The following is an 18,419-nucleotide window of genomic DNA, read 5'->3' as shown; positions in this document are numbered from 1 at the left end:
GGCCTGCGGCTGGCGCGCCATCGCACCCTCCGGCCAGGCCACGCTGCCGCTGGCGGGGCTCGCGGTGCTGTCGCTGCCGGTCGTCTCGTCGCTGCAGTTCTACGCCGGCTTCCCGCTGCGGCTGGTGACGGCGCAGTGCAGCACCTGGCTGCTGCAACTGGCCGGCCGCGCGGCCGAGCGCAGCGGCACCGCGATGGTGGTGGACGGGCAGCTGGTGATCGTCGATGCGCCGTGCTCCGGCGTGCAGATGGTGTGGATGGCGTACTTCTGCGCCTGCGCGGTGGCGCTGCTGGGCGGATTGCGCGAGCGCAGCTTCGTGCGGCGGCTGCCGGCGGTGGGCGCGCTGGTGCTGTGCGGCAACGTGTTGCGCAACACCGTGCTGGTGGCGCTGGAGTCGCGCGGGCCGCTGGCCGAGGCCTGGCACCAGGGCATCGGGCTCGCGGTGCTGGCGATGGTCTGCGCCGCGGTGGTGCGCCTGATGAAGGGGGTGGATGATGCTGCGCCGCAATGATCCCGAGGGACTGCGACACAAGCTGGGCTTCGCGGTGTTGCTGCTGGCCTGTGCGTTGACGCCGATGCTCGGCAACTCGCGCGAACGCGCCGGCGGCGAGGCTGCGGCCTTCGAATGGCCCCGCGAATGGGACGGCCGCACGCTGCGCCCGCTGGCGCTGAGCGCCGTCGAGCAGCGCTTTGCCGCGCAGTTCCCGGGCCGCATCGCGCGGCTCACCGACGGCGAGCAGGTGCTGGTGATGCGCGAGGTGCGCACGCCGACCCGCATGCTGCACCCGGCCGCCGATTGCTACCGCGGGCTCGGCTACCGCATCGAGCAGGCGCGGCTGGAACGCGACGACGCGCAGCGGCTGTGGCGCTGCTTCGTCGCCGAGCGCAACGGCCAGCGCACCCGCGTCTGCGAGCGGATCGTCGGCGCCGATGGTGCCGCGTTCACCGATGCATCCAGCTGGTTCTGGGCCGCGCAGCTCGGGCAGAGCACCGGCCCGTGGCAGGCCGTCACGACGGCGAGGGCCTTGTGATGAGCTGGCGTGTGCGATGGGCGCTGTGGATCGGCGGCGTGTCGCTCGGCCTCGTGCTCGCGCTGGGGGTCGGCGCCTGGGCGATGCTGCGCCTGCTGCGGCCGGCCGATGGCGAATGGTCCGAGACGCTGCACGTCGGGCCGTGGCGGCGCGCGATCAGCATGCCGACGGTGATCCGGCTCGCGACCCACCCGATGACGCTGCGGCTGCTTGAGGGCCGCACGCTGCGCACGCCGTTCGGGCGCGTCGCGTTCGCGCCTGACGGCCCCGACGGCTGGCGGGCGGTCTGCGCGCCGTGCGCTCTGCGCGGCATCGGCCTGCCCGGCGATGCGGTGCGGCTGACGCGCCTCGAACTCACGCTGGCGCGCGACGCCGACATGAACCTGCAAGGCGACTTCGCGCTCGGCGAGCCCGCGCATGCGGTGCGCGGCCGCTGGCGCGCGGTGCTGACGCAGCAGCAACTCGAGGTGAATGCGCAGGGCGACGTGACGCCGATCGCCGATGCGTTCGCGCTGTTCGCATCATCGATCCCGGAGCTGCCGCGCGCGCAGGTCGACGGGCTGATGCGCTTCGACCTGCGGCTGCGCCTGCCCGAGCGCACGCTGCAGTTCCGCCCGCGGCTCGACGGCTTTCGCGTCGCGGGGCTGGGCACCGAGGCGCTGATGAACGCGGCGCCGAACTGCGAGGCCGACGCGGTCGTGCCGGCCGGCGGCTTCGGCACCTGGCTGCCGCGCGCGGTGATCGCCGCCGAGGACCAGCGTTTCCACGAGCACCCCGGCTACGACCTCGACGAGATCGCCCAAGCGCTGTCGTTCGAGCCGCAGCGCGGGGCCAGTACGCTGTCGCAGCAGCTCGCGCGGCTGGTCTACACCGGCGGTGCGCGCGGCCACACGCGCAAGCTGCGCGAGCTGCTGTATGCCGTCGAGCTGGACCGCACGCTCGGCAAGGCGCGCGTGCTGCACCTCTACCTGTCGCTGGTGCCCTGGGGCAACGGGCGCTGCGGCGCGCAGGCCGCCGCCGCGCAGCTGCTGCACAAGCGGGTCGACAAGCTGACGCCGGCCGAGGCGGCCTGGCTCGCGAGCCTGCTGCACAACCCCGACCTGGAGCTCGCGCGCTTCGAAGCGCGCGGCGAGATCAACGCGGCGCGCGTGCGCTGGGTGCTGTCGCAAATGCGGCCGCTGCCACGCCCGCCGAAGCCGCCGGCGCGCGGCGATGCGGCGCCGCCGGACACTACGGCCGCGCCGGCGGCTCCGTTGCAGAAGGCGCTGGCACTCGCGCTGGCCCGTTGAGCCATGACTGCGCAAGGCCGGCGATGTCGTCGGTCTGCGCGGCCTCCCACACCGTCTCCGGCGGCACGACGCGGGTGCCGGGGGGACTGGACGGCAACCGGGCCGCGAGCTGCGCGGCGAACTGCGCGACCTTCTGCGCACGCACCGGCCGGTCGCGCTGCGGCACCATCAACTGCAGCTGCGACAGCATCCAGTGCGCGAGGCGCTGCGCCGGGTGGCTGATGCGTTCGTGCGCGCCGGCCTGCGCGGTGCGGATGAACACCAGGTGCTCGAAGCCGAGCGCCGCGACCGCATGCTCGTCGAGGTTGGCGAGGCCGCGCTTCAGCGCGTCGGGCAGGCTGGCCATCGTGTGCGGCATCACGACCAGCAGGTGGCGCACGCCGCGTTCGCGCCATTGCGCGGCGAGGGCCGGCAGCTGCGACGGCTCGGGCCGGTAGAACGACAGCTCGCGGCCATTGGCATGGCGCTCGCGGTCGAACACGATGACGCCGACCGGCTCGTCGCCCGGCGGCAGCGGTGTGCCTTCGAGCCACAGCAGCGCGCGCAAGCCGTGCAGCGCGGCGCGCGTGGGCTGCGTGACGAGCACGCTGACGGGCGAGAACGCGCGCACCGACAGCAGGCTCTCCAGCAGCGCCGAGCCGAGCGGCCCGCCGCCACCGGCGACCAGCACGCGCTGCAGCGCGGCATTCACACGCACAGGCGGCGCATGGCCGGCCCGCAGGGCTTCATCGATCAGCGACATCGCCGCAGTATCCGGCAGTTGAGGGGACACTTGGTGCGGTGCCCACTGCGTGCCATCATCGGCTCACCTACCGCGTCAGGAGACCGCCATGCGCTGCTTCCGCCTTGCGTCACTGGGCCTGCTGTTGTCGTGCCCTGCCTTGCCGGTGCTGGCGCAGAGCGCGCCGCCGATCAAGCCGGGCCTGTGGGAGGTGCAGAGCGAACGCCTCGTGAACGGCCAGCCGATGCCCGACATGGCGCAGCGCATGAAGGACATGCCGCCCGAAGCCCGCGCCCGCATGGAGGCGGCGATGAAGGCACGCGGCGGGCCGAACGGCGGCATGAAGATCTGCCACACGAAGGAATCGCTGGACCAGGGCCGCTGGCAGGAGGCACAGACGCGCTGCAAGACCGATTTCGGCACGCGCAGCGGCAGCGTCTGGAAGTGGCATTCGAGCTGTGGTGAGCCGACCGCGTCGGAGACCGACGGCGAGGTCACGTTCACCAGCCCCGAGAGCTACGCGGTGAAGACCTCGACGACGATGACGATGAAGGGCCAGGCCCGCACCGCGCAGATGACGATGACGGCGAAGTGGCTGGGCAGCGACTGCGGCACGGTGAAGCCGTTCACGATGCCGGCGGCATCGGCCATACCCGCCAAGCCCTGAAAGACAAAACCCGCCGGGCTCGCGCCGGGCGGGTTCGTCGTGAGGCCGTGGGCCTTACTTCTTCCGGTACTTGCGCAGCGCGGCGATCTGGGCGGCCAGCGCCACCAGTTCGTTCTGCGCCTTGGCCAGGTCGAGTTCGCTCTTCGCGTTCTTGACGGCTTCCTCGGCGATCTTCTTCGCCTCGGTGGCCTTGGCCTCGTCCAGGTCCTTGCCGCGGATCGCGGTGTCGGCCAGCACGGTGACCCTGCCCGGCTGCACTTCGAGAATGCCGCCGGCCACGAACACGAACTCTTCCTCGCCGGTGTCGGCGCGCTGGATGCGCACCGCGCCCGGCCTGATGCGGGTGATCAGCGGCGTGTGGCGGGGCAGGATGCCCAGCTCGCCGTTCTCACCCGGCAGCGCCACGAACTTCGCCTCGCCGGAGAAGATGGCTTCCTCGGCAGAGACGACGTCGACATGCAGGGTTGCCATGCTGTTTCCTTCGGATTACTGAATCGTCTTCGCCTTGGCGATGGCTTCGTCGATCGTGCCGACCATGTAGAAGGCCTGCTCCGGCAGGCTGTCGCACTCGCCGTTGACGATCATCTTGAAGCCGCGGATCGTTTCCTTCAGCGGCACGTACTTGCCCGGCGAGCCGGTGAAGACTTCCGCGACGTGGAACGGCTGGCTCAGGAAGCGCTGGATCTTGCGCGCGCGTGCCACGGCCAGCTTGTCGTCCGGTGCCAGTTCGTCCATGCCCAGGATCGCGATGATGTCGCGCAGTTCCTTGTAGCGCTGCAGCGTGCCCTGCACCTGGCGGGCGACGGCGTAGTGCTCTTCGCCGACCACGTTCGGGTCGAGCTGGCGGCTCGTCGAGTCCAGCGGGTCCACGGCCGGGTAGATGCCCAGCGACGCGATGTCGCGCGACAGCACGACGGTGGAGTCCAGGTGGGCGAAGGTCGTGGCAGGCGACGGGTCGGTCAGGTCGTCCGCAGGGACGTACACGGCCTGGATCGACGTGATCGAGCCGACCTTCGTCGAGGTGATGCGCTCCTGCAGGCGGCCCATTTCCTCGGCCAGCGTCGGCTGGTAGCCCACGGCGGAAGGCATGCGGCCCAGCAGTGCCGACACTTCGGTACCGGCCAGCGTGTAGCGGTAGATGTTGTCGACGAAGAACAGCACGTCGCGGCCTTCGTCGCGGAACGATTCGGCGATCGTCAGGCCGGTCAGCGCGACGCGCAGGCGGTTGCCCGGCGGCTCGTTCATCTGGCCGTAGACCATCGCGACCTTCGACTCGGGCAGGTTCTCCAGGTTCACGACGCCGGAGTCGGCCATCTCGTGATAGAAGTCGTTGCCCTCGCGGGTGCGCTCGCCGACACCGGCGAACACCGACAGGCCCGAGTGAGCCTTCGCGATGTTGTTGATCAGCTCCATCATGTTGACGGTCTTGCCGACGCCGGCGCCGCCGAACAGGCCGACCTTGCCGCCCTTGGCGAACGGGCACACCAGGTCGATCACCTTGATGCCGGTTTCCAGCAGGTCCTGCGACGGGCTCAGCTCGTCATAGGCCGGCGGCTTGCGGTGGATCGAGGCGGTCAGCTCCTGGCTGACTTCGCCGCGCTCGTCGATCGGCGCGCCCAGCACGTCCATGATGCGGCCGAGGGTCGCGCGACCCACCGGCACCGAGATCGCCTTGCCGGTGTTGCGCACCATCAGGCCGCGGCGCAGGCCGTCGGAAGAGCCCAGCGCAATCGTGCGCACCACGCCGTCGCCCAGCTGCTGCTGCACTTCGAGGGTCAGGGCCGAGCCCTCCATCTTCAGTGCGTCATAGATCTTGGGCATGGCGTTGCGGGGGAACTCCACGTCCACCACGGCACCGATGCACTGAACAATCTTGCCTTCTGTCGAAACCGAAGCCATGTTTCTTCCTTTGAATCAAATCAGGGTCAGACCGCCGCCGCACCGGCGACGATCTCGGACAGTTCTTTGGTGATCGCTGCCTGGCGGGTCTTGTTGTAGACCAGCTTCAGCTCCGCGATGACGCTGCCGGCGTTGTCGGTCGCGGATTTCATCGCGACCATGCGCGCCGATTGCTCCGAGGCCATGTTCTCGGCCACCGCCTGGTAGACCAGGGCCTCGGTGTAGCGCACCAGCAGCTCGTCGATGACGGTCGGCGCGTCCGGCTCGTAGAGGTAATCCCAGCCGTGCGTGCCCTTGTCGACCACCAGGCTGTCGGCCGCGAGCGGCAGCAGCTGGATCACGACCGGCTCCTGCTTCATCGTGTTGATGAAGCGCGTGTAGCACAGGAACACCTGCTTCAGCTTGCCTTCGGCATACGCATCGAACAGCACCTTGACGGGGCCGATCAGCTTGTCGAGGTGCGGCTTGTCGCCCAGCTGCGTGGCCTGCGAGACCACCCTCGCGCCGACGCGGTTCAGGAAGCCCAGGCCCTTGTTGCCGATGGCGACCGCCTCGGCACCCAGGCCCTGCGTTTCCAGCTCGCGCAGCTTGCCGGTGACGGCACGCAGCACGTTGGTGTTCAGGCCGCCGCACAGGCCCTTGTCGGTGGTCACGACGATGAAGCCGACCGTCTTCGCATCGTCGTTGCCGACCATGAACGGGTGCTTGTACTCGGGCGTGGCCGTCGACAGGTTGGCCGCCAGGTTGCGGATCTTCTCGGCGTACGGACGCGCATGGCGCATGCGATCCTGCGCCTTGCGCATCTTGGAGGCGGCCACCATCTCCATGGCCTTGGTGATCTTCTTGGTGTTCTCCACCGATTTGATCTTGCCCCGAATCTCTTTACCTGCAGCCACGTTTGGCTCCTATGTGAGATTAGGCGAACGACTTCTTGAAAGTTTCGACGGCCAATGTCAGTTCGGCCTCGGCGTCGATGCAGACTTTCTTGAAGGCCTTCTTCTCGGCGCTGTCCGAGTCCTTGGCGGGCTTGGCATCCCACTTGGCCCCGTTCTTCTCGATGGTGGCGAGCAGCGCGGCGTGCTTGTCCTTGAGGTAGGCGTGCAGGCCATGCTCGAACGGGAGGATCTTCTTGATCTCGACGTTGTCCATGAAGCCCTTGTTCACCGCGAACAGCGTGGCGCCCATCAGGCTGATGGGCAGCGGGCTGTACTGGGCTTGCTTCAGCAGCTCGGTCACGCGGGCGCCGCGGTCCAGCTGCTTGCGGGTGGCTTCGTCCAGGTCCGAGGCGAACTGCGCGAACGCAGCCAGCTCACGGTACTGGGCCAGGTCGGTACGGATACCGCCGGACTGACCCTTGATCCAGTTCGTCTGCGCGGCACCGCCGACGCGCGACACCGAGATACCGGCGTTGATCGCGGGGCGGACGCCGGCGTTGAACAGCGAGGTTTCCAGGAAGATCTGGCCGTCGGTGATCGAGATCACGTTGGTCGGCACGAACGCGGACACGTCGCCGGCCTGCGTCTCGATGATCGGCAGCGCGGTCAGCGAACCGGTCTTGCCCTTGACTTCACCCTTGGTGAAGGCTTCGACGTAGTCGGCGTTGACGCGCGCGGCACGCTCCAGCAGGCGGCTGTGCAGGTAGAACACGTCGCCCGGGTAGGCTTCGCGGCCCGGCGGGCGGCGCAGCAGCAGCGAGACCTGGCGGTAGGCCACGGCCTGCTTCGACAGGTCGTCATAGACGATCAGCGCATCTTGGCCGCGGTCGCGGAAGTACTCGCCCATCGTGCAGCCGGAGTAGGCCGACACGTACTGCATCGCGGCCGATTCGGCGGCCGAGGCGGCCACGACGATGGTGTAGTCCATCGCGCCGTTGGCTTCCAGCGAGCGCACCACGTTCTTGATCGACGACGCCTTCTGGCCGATCGCAACGTAGATGCAGGTCATGTTCTGACCCTTCTGGTTGATGATCGCGTCGATCGCGACGGCGGTCTTGCCGGTCTGGCGGTCGCCGATGATCAGCTCGCGCTGGCCGCGGCCGACCGGCACCATCGAGTCGATGGACTTCAGGCCGGTCTGCATCGGCTGGTCGACCGACTTCCGGGCGATCACGCCCGGGGCGATCTTCTCGATCGGGGCCGACAGCTTCGCGTTGACGGGACCCTTGCCGTCGATCGGCTGGCCCAGCGCGTTGACGACGCGGCCGATCAGCTCGGGGCCGACCGGCACTTCCAGGATGCGGCCGGTGCACTTGACCGTGTCGCCTTCGGAGATGTGCTCGTACTCGCCCAGAATCACCGCGCCGACCGAGTCGCGCTCGAGGTTCAGCGCGAGGCCGAAGCTCGGTTGGTTGTCACTGGCCGCCGGGAACTCGAGCATTTCACCCTGCATCACGTCCGACAGGCCGTGGATGCGGACGATGCCGTCGGTCACCGAGACCACGGTGCCCTGGTTGCGGATGTCGGTCGAACCGGCCAGGCCTTCGATGCGGCTCTTGATCAGTTCGGAAATTTCAGCGGGATTCAGTTGCATTGCTTTCTCCGGTCCGCGGCACGCTGGCCAGCAGGTTGGAATGCTGTCGCTTCGGGCAACCCTTGCGGGTCAGGCCGTCAACGCCACCTTCATTTGTTCGAGACGGGCCTTCACCGAGGTGTCGAGCACCTCGTCGCCGACCACCACGCGGATGCCGCCGATCAGCTCGGGCTCGATCTGCACGCTGGCCGTGAGCTTGCGCCCGAAGCGCTTCTCGAGCGAGGTGACCACAGCCGACAGCTGGGCCGCATCGATCGGGAAGGCGCTGTAGACGGTGGCCTCGGACACGCCCGAGCGTTCGCTGACCAGCGCGTGGAATTGCACCGCCACCTTGGGCAGCGCAGCCAGGCGTCCGTTGTCGATGACCGCGCGCAACAGGTTGCGGGTGGCGTCGGACAGCGGCGACTTGACGACCGAGGTGATGACGTCGAACACCTGTTCGACGGTCGCCTTCGGGTTGTCGGCGTACTGGCGCATCTGCGCGTTCGCGGCGACGGCCGCGATCGCGTCGAGCTGCTCGGACGCCTGCTTCAGATCGCCCTTGCCGGCGACCTGGAACAGCGCTTCCGCGTACGGGCGGGCGATGGTGGCGAGCTCGGCCATGTCAGAGCTCCGTCTTCAGGCGGTTCAACAGGTCGGCGTGGACGCCGGCGTTGACTTCCTTGCGCAGGATCTGCTCGGCACCCTTGACGGCCAGCGCGGCGACCTGCTCGCGCAGCGCCTCGCGGGCCTTCACCGATTCCTGTGCGGCCTCGGCCTTGGCGGCGGCGACGATCTTCGCGCCCTCTTCGCCGGCGCGGGTCTTGGCCTCTTCGACCATCGCCTGGGCCAGGCGCTCGGCATCGGCCAGGCGCTGCGCGGTCTCGTTGCGTGCGGCAGCGAGCTGCTCTTCGACGCGGCGGTTGGCGGCGCTCAGGTCGGCCTTCGCCTTGTCGGCGGCCGACAGGCCGTCGGCGATCTTCTGCGCACGCTCGTCGAGTGCCTTCACGATGGGCGGCCACACGAATTTCATCGTGAACCCGACCAGGATCAGGAACACGATCATCTGCGCGATCAGCGTAGCGTTGATGCTCACGGTGTTGCCTCTGGAACGAATGAGAGGGAGATGTCCGGTGGTCCGGCGCGTCTTACTTCGGCAGGTTGGCGATCTGGGCCAGGAACGGGTTGGCAGTGGCGAACCACAGCGCGATACCGGTGCCGATGATGAAGGCCGCGTCGATCAGGCCGGCCAGCAGGAACATCTTGGTCTGCAGTTCGTTCATCAGCTCGGGTTGGCGGGCGGCCGACTCGAGGTACTTGCTGCCCATGATGCCGATGCCGATGCAGGCGCCGATGGCACCCAGACCGATGATGAGGCCGGCGGCGAGGGCGACAAAGCTAATGACTTCCATGGTGACTCCTGTTGAGGTTTGGTAGAAAAAAACGAACGAAAGAAGAAAGAACGACCTGCCGCGAAAGATCAGTGGTGATCGTGCGCCTGGCCCACGTAGACGAGGGTCAGCATCATGAAGACGAAGGCCTGCAGCGTGATGATCAGGATGTGGAAGATGGTCCACACCGAACCGGCCAGCAGGTGAAGCAGGAACAGCGCGACGCCGGTGCCCGACAGGCTCCAGGCACCGCCCAGCAGCGCGATCAGCATGAAGATCAGTTCGCCGGCGTACATGTTGCCGAACAGCCGCATGCCGTGCGAGACGGTCTTCGCGACGAACTCGATCAGCTGCATCGCGAAGTTGACCGGGTACAGGAACCACTTGTCGCCGAACGGGGCCGAGAACAGCTCGTGCACCCAGCCGCCGGCGCCCTTGATCTTGACGTTGTAGAACAGGCAGACCAGCAGCACGCCCAGCGACAGGCCCATCGTGATCGACAGGTCGGCGGTCGGTACGACGCGCAGGTACGGCAGGCCCAGGGTGTGCTCGTTGACCCACGGCAGCAGGTCGACCGGCAGCATGTCCATTGCGTTCAGCAGGAAGATCCACACGAAGACGGTCAGCGCGAGCGGCGCGACCATCTTGCGGYTCTGCGCGTTGTGGACGATGCCCTTGGCCTGGCTGTCGACCATCTCGACGAGGATCTCGACCGCGGCCTGGAAGCGGCCCGGGCGGCCCGAGGTCGCCTTGCGTGCGGCCAGCCACAGCAGCCAGCAGCCGACGGCACCGAGCAGCACGGTGAAGAACAGCGAATCGAGGTTGATCACCGAGAAGTCGACGACCCCTTCCTGGTGCTTGTTCTGCAGATGGTGCAGGTGGTGAATGATGTATTCACCGGCGCTTGGGGCGTGCTCTTGGCCTTCGGTCGTCATTCGTGAAACCCTGTATCCATCAACGGCGGCGCCACAGCAGCGCCAACCAGTTCACCTTCATGCACACCACCATCGTGACCAGCAGGACCGGCCAACTGAGGTTGGGCACAACTTTTGCTGCAATCACCAGCATCGCGATGGCAACTGCAATCTTCAACATTTCCCAGAACATGAAGCCGACGGCCACAGCCACCGGGTTTCCTGTTCCTCGGGTCATTCCCCTGGCGAGCAATGCCGCCGGAAGAACCACCGCCGCCGCGCCGTACAACGCCGACCAGGCAGCACCAGAATCTTGTCCCATCAGTTGCGTCGCAACGACCGCGATGGCCGTGCAAAGCAAACCCGCCACCGCCTGCACCGCAACCACCCTCCAGGGCGACACCTGGGGAATACGTCCTCGCAAGGCCTGCGCTTCTTCTCGCGTCAGGGTCTTGAAAGGCTGGTCATCAGCGCCATCTTCTTGAGCTACGCCACGGTCGAGGGGTTCGGTCATGGCAGGGAAGACAGTCGTCAGCAGCAAAGCCTCGGGATTATATGGGCAAAGACCCGCGGTCCCTGACACACCCCGACACAGACACCGGGCATGCAGGCTTCGCTTGACTTGCCGCTACGGCAAATCGAGGTAACGGGCCGCCAGCGCCTCGAACGCACTCACCGACGCGGCGTCATCGAAGCCCTCCCCGAGTTCCTCGCGCAGCAGCCGGCCCACCTCGGGCGCGACGCGCAGCGCCTCGCGCGCATCGAGGAACAGCAGCCGGCAGCGCCGCGCCAGCACGTCTTCGACGGTGCGCGCCATCTCGACCCGCGCCGCGAAGCGCACCATCGCCTCGGTCAGCCCGCCCTCCCCGTCGCGCCACAGCCAGCGGTCGGCTCCGGGCAGCTGGCGCAGCGCCGGCAGGTCGGTGCCGTAGCGCGCCTCGCCGGGGCTGCGCGTCAATGACACCGACGCCTCGGCCGGCGAGCCGGCCAGCGGCAGGCGCACGGTGACGCCCGCCGTCCGGGCCGGCAGCAGCGCGGCCTCGGCACAACGCGCGAGCACGTCCTCGGCCATCGCGCGGTAGGTGGTCCACTTGCCGCCGGTCACGGTGACCAGGCCCGAGCGCCCGACCAGCACCGTGTGCTCGCGCGACAGCGCCTTGGTGTTGCCGCCGTCGTCTTCCGGCGGCTTGACCAGCGGACGCAGCCCGACCCAGACCGAGCGCACGTCGGCCCGCGCCGGGGCGCGGCTCAGGTAGCGGCCGGCCTCGCGCAGGATGAACTCGACCTCGTCGTGGAACGGCGCCGGCTCGGCCGCGAGATCCTCGCGCGGCGTGTCGGTCGTGCCCAGCAGCGTCTTGCCGAGCCAGGGCACGGCGAACAGCACGCGGCCGTCGGCGGTCTTCGGGATCAGCAGCGCGTGGTCGCCCGGCAGGAAGCTGCGGTCGACGACCAGGTGCACGCCCTGGCTCGGAGCCACCATCGGTGCGCGGCTCGGCGTGCCGGGTTCGCGGTCGAGGTCGCGGATCTCGTCGACCCAGACGCCCGCCGCATTGACCACGCAGGCGGCGCGCACGGTGAAGCGCTCGCCGCTCTCGCCATCGCGCGCCAGCAGGCCCGTCACGCGGCCGCCCTCGCGCAGCAGGCCATCGACACGGCAGTGGTTGACGACGCAGGCGCCACGCGCTGCGGCCGTGCGCGCGAGCGCGACCGCGAGCCGCGCGTCGTCGAACTGGCCGTCCCAGTACTTGACGCCGCCGTGCAGGCCTTCGGCGCGCACGGTGGGCAGCAGCGCGCGCGTCTGCGCACTCGACAGCAGCTGCGTGTCGCCCAGCCCGCGCCGGCCGGCCAGGGCGTCGTACAGCTTCAGGCCGAGGCCGTAGAACCAGCGCTCCCACCAGTGGTAGCCCGGCATCACGAACGCGAGCGGCTGCGCGAGGTGGGGCGCGTTCGCGAGCAGCGTCGCGCGCTCGTGCAGCGCCTCGCGCACCAGCGCGACGTTGCCCTGCGCGAGGTAGCGCACGCCGCCATGCACGAGCTTGGTCGCACGCGACGACGTGCCCTTCGCGAAATCCTCGCCTTCGAGCAGCACGACGCGAAAGCCGCGCGCCGCCGCGTCGAGCGCGACGCCGAGGCCGGTCGCGCCGCCGCCGATCACCGCGAGGTCCCAGGGCGTGCCGTCGCGCAGGCGCGCGAGCTGCTCGTCCCGATTCATGGCTTCAACCGAAGAGCGTGGCCGGCAGCCCGGGCACATCGACCCGGAACGCCAGCACGCGCCCGGCGAGCGGCTGCTGCGCCAGTTCGTCGGCCGGGCGCTTCTCGCGCGAGGTCGTCACGTACAGCGTCTTCAGGTCGGCGCCGCCGAAGCACGGCATCGTCGCGCAGCGCACCGGCAGCTTCAACTCATCGAGCACCTCGCCGGCCGGCGACAGGCGCAGCAGCCGCTGGCCTTCGAACATCGCCGACCAGTACGCGCCCTCGCTGTCGACCGCCGCGCCGTCGGGCCGGCCGCCATAGGTGGCGAGATCCTGCTCCGGCTGCTTCAGCGGGAAGCGCGCGAACACGCGGCGCGGGCCGGGCGTGCCGCTCGCGCCGTCGAAGTCCATCGCGAACACCGTGTGCGAGGTGGTGTCGCTCCAGTACATCGTGCGGCCGTCCGGGCTCCAGGCGAGGCCGTTCGACACCGTCACGTCGTCGGCCACGCGGCGCAGCGTGCCGCCGCTGAAGCAGTACAGCGCGGCCAGCGCCGGCTTGCGCGGCTCGTAGATCGTGCCGACCCAGAAGCGGCCTTGCGGATCGCACTTGCCGTCGTTGAAGCGCTCGAGCTTCGGGTCATAGGGCGCGGCGGCGAGCGGCGTGCGCTGCGCCGTGCGCGTGTCGAAGCGCCACAGGCCGTCGCGCATCGCGAGCAGCATGCCGCCGTCGCGCATCGCGGCGCAGCTCGCGACCTCGGTCTCGAAGCTCCAGTGCGCATGCTGCCCGCTCGCCGGATCGAAGCGGTTCAGCGTGAAGCCGGCGATGTCGCACCAGTAGAGCGCCTGTTCGACCGGGTGCCACAGCGGCGATTCGCCGAGCACCGAGGCCGCCACGGGCAGCGGCTCGTACGCGAGAGATGTCACGTCGCGCACCTCAGACGGGAGAGACGTCGATCTTCATCCACGCGTCCAGGCTCTCGCCCGGCTGCAGCGTGCGCAGGCCGTGCGCCGCCGGATCGGCCATGTGGATCGCATTGCTGACGTGGCTGACCGGCTCGACGCAGTAGTACGGCTTCTCGGCCGGCGTGTAGACGACGAGGTAGGGCAGCGACGACGTGACCTGCATCGAGAACTTCTCGTCGCGGATGCGCGCCGGGCCGGTCCAGCCCTCGAAGCAGTTGTCGAAACCGAGGTGCGACACGTCGCCGTCGATGCCCGGCTGCGGGTGCTTGCGCACCGGCAGCTGCGTGGCGTCGGAATCCCAGCGGTCGGACAGGTCGATGTGCAGCCGGCTGCGCTCGCGGCGGTGGAAGTACGGGTGCCAGCCGACACCGGCCGGCACCGGCGCGTCGTGCGTGTTGGTCAGCACCAGCTGCACGCCGCATTGCGATGGCGTCAGCGTGAAGTACTGCTTCACGTCGAACGGGAACGGCCAGTGTTCGTCGGGCACGTGCGTGTAGGCCAGCACCAGCTCGGTCGCACTGGTGGAGACCACGCTCCACGCGCGCTGCCAGGCGACGCCATGCAGCGAATGCGGGCTGTCGTCGAAGTTCGGGGCGGTGGTGTAGTCCTTGCCCTTCCAGCGGAAGCGCCGGTAGCCGAGCCGATTGGAGTACGGCACCATCGGGTAGCTGGCGCCCAGGCGGGGAGACTTCAGGTCACCGGGTTCGGTGGATCGCAGGATGGGTTGGTCGCGGTGCCACAGGCCGGCGATGGTGCCGCCCAGGTCGGGGCGGACGGCCAGGCGCAACGCGCCGGCATGCAATTCAAAGCTGTTGTTCGACGATCCAGTCATTGGCCTTCCCGGCAAGGTGGAACACAGGGCGCCTCAGGGCACCCGGGATGGCGGCAATGCTACGCCCGTACCGCGCCGAAACCGGCCGGGCCGGCGGCTTCTTTCTGGGGGTGCGCCGCGCCAGGCTGCGGGTTCTGTTCAGTACGCGGCCTCGGCGCGCGTGCCGCTCGCGAGCGTGTGCACATGCTCGGTGTCGCGCGTGCGCAGCGCGGCCAGCGAGGCCTGCGCGCCGCGCATCATCAGCCCGAGGTCGGAGGCGATCGCGACGAAATCGAAGCCCGCGGCGCGGTACTGCGCGACCACCTCGGGCGTGCTGCCGACGGTGCCGACCGGCTTGCCGATCGCCTTGCAGCGCTGCACGCCTTGCGACATCAGGTCGAGCACGGCCGGGTGCATCGGCTGGCCGACGTGGCCCATCGTCGCCGACAGGTCGGCCGGACCGAGGAAGATCGCGTCGACCCCCGGCACCGCGGCGATCGCCTCGAGCTGCCTGACGGCCGCCGGCGTCTCGAGCTGGATGATCGCGCCGATGTTCTGGTTGGCCGTGGTCGCGTGGTTGGCAATGGTGCCGAAGCGCGAGCCGCGGTTGATGCCGGCCATGCCGCGCACGCCGTCGGGCGGGTAGCGCGTCGCGGCGATCGCGCGGCGCGCCTCGTCGGCATCCTGCACGAACGGGAACAGCAGCGTCGAGGCGCCCGCGTCGAGCACCCGCTTGACCACCACCGCGTCGTTCCACGGCACGCGCACCACCGGCAGCATCTTGGTCGATGCCACCGCCTGCAGCAGGTGCACCAGGTCCATCAGCTCGAGCGGCGAATGCTCCATGTCGAGCACGCCCCAGTCGAAGCCGGCGCAGCCCATCGCCTCGGCGACGATCGGGCTGCCCGACGAGATCCAGGTGCCGATCGGGGGGTGCGCGCCGGACGATCCGAGCAGCTGGCGAAAGGCATTCATGGAGGTCTCCTTGGGTTGTCTCGCTGGTGTTGCCGCTAATAGGTCGAGGTCTGCCAGTCGAGCGCCACCTTCAGGTAGTGCGCGCCCGGGATCGGGTTGAAGTAGTACGGCGGGATTTCCTCGAAGCCGAGCGACGCGTACAGGCCGCGCGCGGACTCCATGTCGTCGAGCGTGTCGAGCAGCATCGACGAGTAGCCGGCGCGGCGTGCCTCGTCGAGCAGCGCCTGCGCGAGCACGCGGCCGAGGCCGAAGCGGCGGAACGCCGGGCGCACGAACAGGCGCTTCATCTCGCAGGCGTTCGCGTAGTCGGCGTCGGGCAGCCCGCGGATCGCGCCGCAGCCTGCCACCGCGCCGTCGACCATCGCGAGCAGCAGGTGGCCGGTGGGCGGGGCGTAGTCGCCGGGCAGGCCGGCGAGTTCGTTCTCGAAATCCTGGAAGCACAGGTCGATGCCCAGGCTGTCGGCATAGTCGCGCATGATGGCGCGCGTGGCGTCGAGCAACTCCGGCGTGTCGGGGGTGACCAGTTCGATGACGGGCGTGTCCATGCAGGCGAGGCGGGTGGAAGCCGAAAGGCGTGCCCGAGTGTAGGCAACCCGGCGAGGCTTGTCAGGCGCCCAGACCCCATACCCAGCCGGCAACGCCGGCGCAGGCCAGCAGCAGCACCAGCGCGAGCAGGCGCGTCAGCGCGGTGTCGCGCGACGCCGGCACGCCATCCGACAAGACCTTGTCGCCGCGCAGCATCGCGCCGATGAGGTTGTTGCGGCGCACCAGCAGGTAGAACAGGATGGCCCCGATGTGCAGCGCCACCAGCGTGTAGATCAGCCACTGGCCCCAGTTCTTGTGCCACGCCGTGGCCAGGCTGCTGGTGGCGCCGCTGACGAACTTGATCAGCGGCCCGGTGGTCGAGATCTCGTCGTCGGCCACCAGCCCGCTCGCGACCTGCAGCCCGAGCAGCCCGAGCAGCGCGAACACCGACAGCGCGCCGGTCGGGCTGTGGCCGACCTCCAGCCACTCGTCGCGCCGGCCCTGGCCGCGCAGGTGGCGCAGCAGCGTGGCCGGCGCGTAGACGAAGCTCGCGAAGCGCGACCAGCGCCCGCCGATAAAGCCCCACAGCAGGCGGAACGCCAGCAGGATCAGCACCATCAGGCCGAAACGCAGGTGCCACTCCATCGCGTTGCCACCGATCTTGGCGCTGACGACCGAGCCGACGATGCAGACCACGAGCAGCCAGTGGAACAGCCGGGTCGGCAGGTCCCAGACGCGCACGCGGGTCGGGGGGGCCGCTGGGGCGTTCTGATCGGTCGGCATGGCGGGGCACGGCCGTGGGGGCCGGGAGTGGCGGGCAGGCGCAAAGATAACCGCTGCCGCGCCGTTACATAAAAAGAAGGTGCAGCATGTCGATTCCAGCGGCTGCGAGGCGTCGCGTGGATGAAGCCGTCGCTTCCCATTCATCCAAGGAGATCCAGCATGCGATTCATGATCCTGATCAAGGCCGACAAGAACTCCGAAGCCGGCGTCATGCCCGACACGAAGCTGCTCGAGGCCATGGGCCAGTTCAACGAGGAACTCGTGAAGGCCGGCGTGATGCAGGCCGGCGAAGGGCTGCAGCCGAGCTCGAAGGGCGCGCGCGTGCGCTTCCAGGGGCGCGAGCGCAGCGTGATCGACGGCCCGTTTGCCGGCGACAAGGGGCTGATCGCCGGCTTCTGGATCTGGAAGCTGAACTCGCTCGACGAGGCGATCGCCTGGGTCAAGCGCTGCCCGAACCCGATGGGCGAGTCGTCGGAGATCGAGATCCGCCAGGTCTTCGAAGCCGAGGATTTCGGCGCCGAATTCACGCCCGAGCTGCGCGAGCAGGAAGACCGCCTGCGCGCGCAGATCGATGCGACGCAGGCGAAGCCCGGCGCGGCGGTCAACCCGGTGCCGCCCGCCACCGGCAGCACGCCCTACCTGGTGATCAAGAACGCGAAGGACGCGATCGCCTGGTACCAGAAGGTGTTCGGCGCGCAGGTGGTGATGCAGATGGACGCGCCGGACGGCAAGATCATGCACGCCGAGTTGAAGGTCGGCAGCGCGCAGTTCATGCTGACCGAGGAGCGGCCGGAGCACCAGGCGCTGAGCCCGCTGACGCTCGGCGGCTCGTCGACCTCGGCGCTGCTGTACGTGCCCGACACCGATTCGATCGTCAACCAGGCGGTGGCGGCGGGCGCCCGGATCACGATGCCGGTGGCCGACCAGTTCTGGGGCGACCGCAGCGGGCACCTGATCGACCCGTTCGGCCACCAGTGGTTCATCTCGACGCACAAGGAAGACCTGACGCCGCAGCAGATGGACGAGCGCCTGCAGAAGATGTTCAGCTGATGGCGAGGCCCCTGGAATGCCCCGCCGGCACGCCAGGGGATCGTGCGCCTGATCCAATCGGGGCATGAAGATCGATTTCGTCTCCGACGTTTCCTGCCCGTGGTGCGCCATCGGGCTCAAGTCGCTCGAAGAGGGCATTGCGCGGCTCGGCGACGCCGTGCAGGTGGACCTGCATTTCCAGCCCTTCGAACTGAACCCCGACATGGGGCCGCAGGGCCAGGACATCGGCGAGCACCTGATGCAGAAGTACGGCGCGAGCGCCGAGCAGCGCGCGCAGAGCGGCGAGGCGATCCGCGCACGCGGCGCGGCGCTCGGCTTCACGTTCCGCATGGACCTGCGCGGGCGCATCTACAACACCTTCGATGCGCACCGGCTGCTGCACTGGGCCGAACTCGAGGGCCGGCAGCTCGCGCTGAAGCATGCGCTGTTCAAGGCCTACTTCACCGACGGCCAGGACCCGAGCTCGCACGAGGTGCTGGTGAAGGTGGCCGCCGAGGTCGGGCTCGACGCGCAGCGCGCCCGCGAGGTGCTGGCCTCGAACGAGTTCGCCGACGAGGTGCGCGAGCGGGAGGAGTTCTACCGCCAGCACGGCATCCAGGCCGTGCCCTCGGTGATCATCAACGACCGCCACCTGATCCAGGGCGGCCAGCCGCCCGAGGTGTTCGAGCGGGCGTTGCGCGAACTGCTCAGTGCTGCATGA

General features: G+C 69.0%; 22 protein-coding genes and 1 pseudogene. 7 read left to right on the top strand and 16 right to left on the bottom strand.

Features of this window, described 5'->3' with window-relative positions:
• The 3 genes from AC1DXV_RS08725 to AC1DXV_RS08715 all read left to right on the top strand — a co-directional run.
• The coding region (locus tag AC1DXV_RS08725; protein WP_477933226.1) for an archaeosortase/exosortase family protein at window positions 1–511 on the top strand (511 nt) is incomplete at its 5' end.
• A complete protein-coding gene (locus tag AC1DXV_RS08720; protein ID WP_477873363.1) occupies window positions 495–1,031 on the top strand; it encodes a hypothetical protein in 537 nt (178 codons plus the stop codon). The genes AC1DXV_RS08725 and AC1DXV_RS08720, both read left to right, overlap by 17 nt.
• Window positions 1,031–2,320, top strand: coding sequence for a biosynthetic peptidoglycan transglycosylase (locus AC1DXV_RS08715; RefSeq protein ID WP_477933224.1), 1,290 nt, complete (start codon window positions 1,031–1,033; stop codon window positions 2,318–2,320). The genes AC1DXV_RS08720 and AC1DXV_RS08715 overlap by 1 nt, the downstream gene beginning before the upstream one ends.
• On the opposite strand, the gene AC1DXV_RS08710 is transcribed toward AC1DXV_RS08715, so the two are convergent.
• Window positions 2,262–3,062: a Rossmann-fold NAD(P)-binding domain-containing protein gene (locus tag AC1DXV_RS08710; protein ID WP_477866226.1), complete on the bottom strand. Its 801-nt coding sequence runs from the start codon at window positions 3,060–3,062 to the stop codon at window positions 2,262–2,264. The two genes, AC1DXV_RS08715 and AC1DXV_RS08710, sit on opposite strands and share 59 nt — an antisense overlap.
• A gap of 88 nt (window positions 3,063–3,150) precedes the next feature.
• Here AC1DXV_RS08710 and AC1DXV_RS08705 point away from each other — a divergent pair, with 88 nt between their 5' ends.
• Window positions 3,151–3,708 (top strand): DUF3617 domain-containing protein, encoded by a 558-nt coding sequence (locus tag AC1DXV_RS08705; protein WP_477866224.1) that lies wholly within the window; start codon window positions 3,151–3,153, stop codon window positions 3,706–3,708.
• A 54-nt stretch (window positions 3,709–3,762) separates the two neighbouring features.
• Here AC1DXV_RS08705 and AC1DXV_RS08700 read toward each other — a convergent pair whose 3' ends face one another.
• The 15 genes from AC1DXV_RS08700 to AC1DXV_RS08630 all read right to left on the bottom strand — a co-directional run bounded on the left by AC1DXV_RS08700 (window position 3,763) and on the right by AC1DXV_RS08630 (window position 16,669).
• Window positions 3,763–4,179 (bottom strand): F0F1 ATP synthase subunit epsilon, encoded by a 417-nt coding sequence (locus AC1DXV_RS08700; RefSeq protein ID WP_477866222.1) that lies wholly within the window; start codon window positions 4,177–4,179, stop codon window positions 3,763–3,765.
• A gap of 15 nt (window positions 4,180–4,194) precedes the next feature.
• Window positions 4,195–5,607: a F0F1 ATP synthase subunit beta gene (gene atpD / locus AC1DXV_RS08695; protein WP_477866220.1), complete on the bottom strand. Its 1,413-nt coding sequence runs from the start codon at window positions 5,605–5,607 to the stop codon at window positions 4,195–4,197.
• A 26-nt stretch (window positions 5,608–5,633) separates the two neighbouring features.
• Window positions 5,634–6,503 carry a F0F1 ATP synthase subunit gamma gene (atpG, locus tag AC1DXV_RS08690; RefSeq protein ID WP_477866218.1) on the bottom strand — a complete coding sequence of 290 codons (870 nt, stop codon included), beginning with the start codon at window positions 6,501–6,503 and terminating at the stop codon, window positions 5,634–5,636.
• 19 nt (window positions 6,504–6,522) lie between these two features.
• Window positions 6,523–8,136 carry a F0F1 ATP synthase subunit alpha gene (gene atpA, locus AC1DXV_RS08685; RefSeq protein ID WP_477866216.1) on the bottom strand — a complete coding sequence of 538 codons (1,614 nt, stop codon included), beginning with the start codon at window positions 8,134–8,136 and terminating at the stop codon, window positions 6,523–6,525.
• 69 nt (window positions 8,137–8,205) lie between these two features.
• Window positions 8,206–8,739 (bottom strand): F0F1 ATP synthase subunit delta, encoded by a 534-nt coding sequence (locus AC1DXV_RS08680; protein WP_477866214.1) that lies wholly within the window; start codon window positions 8,737–8,739, stop codon window positions 8,206–8,208.
• A gap of 1 nt (window position 8,740) precedes the next feature.
• Window positions 8,741–9,211, bottom strand: a complete 471-nt coding sequence (locus tag AC1DXV_RS08675; RefSeq protein WP_047501590.1) for a F0F1 ATP synthase subunit B — start codon at window positions 9,209–9,211, stop codon at window positions 8,741–8,743.
• Between the two features lie 52 nt (window positions 9,212–9,263).
• Window positions 9,264–9,527, bottom strand: a complete 264-nt coding sequence (gene atpE / locus AC1DXV_RS08670) for a F0F1 ATP synthase subunit C (RefSeq protein WP_047501588.1) — start codon at window positions 9,525–9,527, stop codon at window positions 9,264–9,266.
• Window positions 9,528–9,595: 68 nt separating this feature from the next.
• Window positions 9,596–10,441 carry a F0F1 ATP synthase subunit A gene (atpB, locus tag AC1DXV_RS08665; RefSeq protein ID WP_477933222.1) on the bottom strand — a complete coding sequence of 282 codons (846 nt, stop codon included), beginning with the start codon at window positions 10,439–10,441 and terminating at the stop codon, window positions 9,596–9,598.
• A 19-nt stretch (window positions 10,442–10,460) separates the two neighbouring features.
• Complete coding sequence (locus AC1DXV_RS08660) at window positions 10,461–10,934, bottom strand: ATP synthase subunit I (RefSeq protein WP_477866210.1); 474 nt, start codon at window positions 10,932–10,934, stop codon at window positions 10,461–10,463.
• A gap of 114 nt (window positions 10,935–11,048) precedes the next feature.
• Window positions 11,049–12,632 carry a glycerol-3-phosphate dehydrogenase/oxidase gene (locus AC1DXV_RS08655; RefSeq protein WP_477933220.1) on the bottom strand — a complete coding sequence of 528 codons (1,584 nt, stop codon included), beginning with the start codon at window positions 12,630–12,632 and terminating at the stop codon, window positions 11,049–11,051.
• 4 nt (window positions 12,633–12,636) lie between these two features.
• Complete coding sequence (locus AC1DXV_RS08650) at window positions 12,637–13,536, bottom strand: SMP-30/gluconolactonase/LRE family protein (protein WP_477870558.1); 900 nt, start codon at window positions 13,534–13,536, stop codon at window positions 12,637–12,639.
• Window positions 13,537–13,546: 10 nt separating this feature from the next.
• Window positions 13,547–14,407 (bottom strand): aldose 1-epimerase, encoded by an 861-nt coding sequence (locus AC1DXV_RS08645; protein ID WP_477933218.1) that lies wholly within the window; start codon window positions 14,405–14,407, stop codon window positions 13,547–13,549.
• A gap of 138 nt (window positions 14,408–14,545) precedes the next feature.
• Window positions 14,546–15,361 carry an HpcH/HpaI aldolase family protein gene (locus tag AC1DXV_RS08640; RefSeq protein WP_477870554.1) on the bottom strand — a complete coding sequence of 272 codons (816 nt, stop codon included), beginning with the start codon at window positions 15,359–15,361 and terminating at the stop codon, window positions 14,546–14,548.
• 35 nt (window positions 15,362–15,396) lie between these two features.
• Entirely contained in the window at window positions 15,397–15,906 is a 510-nt protein-coding gene (locus AC1DXV_RS08635; RefSeq protein ID WP_477870552.1) for a GNAT family N-acetyltransferase, read from the bottom strand.
• Window positions 15,907–15,967: 61 nt separating this feature from the next.
• Window positions 15,968–16,669, bottom strand: a complete 702-nt coding sequence (locus AC1DXV_RS08630; RefSeq protein ID WP_477933216.1) for a cytochrome b/b6 domain-containing protein — start codon at window positions 16,667–16,669, stop codon at window positions 15,968–15,970.
• Window positions 16,670–16,828: 159 nt separating this feature from the next.
• Between AC1DXV_RS08630 and AC1DXV_RS08625 the strand changes: the two are divergent.
• The 3 genes and pseudogenes from AC1DXV_RS08625 to AC1DXV_RS08615 form a co-directional block, all read left to right on the top strand.
• Window positions 16,829–17,260: pseudogene (locus AC1DXV_RS08625) on the top strand (YciI family protein); the annotation flags it as partial.
• Window positions 17,261–17,278: 18 nt separating this feature from the next.
• Window positions 17,279–17,719: a VOC family protein gene (locus AC1DXV_RS08620; RefSeq protein WP_477933228.1), complete on the top strand. Its 441-nt coding sequence runs from the start codon at window positions 17,279–17,281 to the stop codon at window positions 17,717–17,719.
• A 64-nt stretch (window positions 17,720–17,783) separates the two neighbouring features.
• Window positions 17,784–18,419: a DsbA family oxidoreductase gene (locus AC1DXV_RS08615; RefSeq protein ID WP_477933214.1), complete on the top strand. Its 636-nt coding sequence runs from the start codon at window positions 17,784–17,786 to the stop codon at window positions 18,417–18,419.

The organism is Rhizobacter sp. P3_C12 (assembly GCF_056402735.1).
This window is presented reverse-complemented; position numbering and strand designations above follow the sequence as displayed.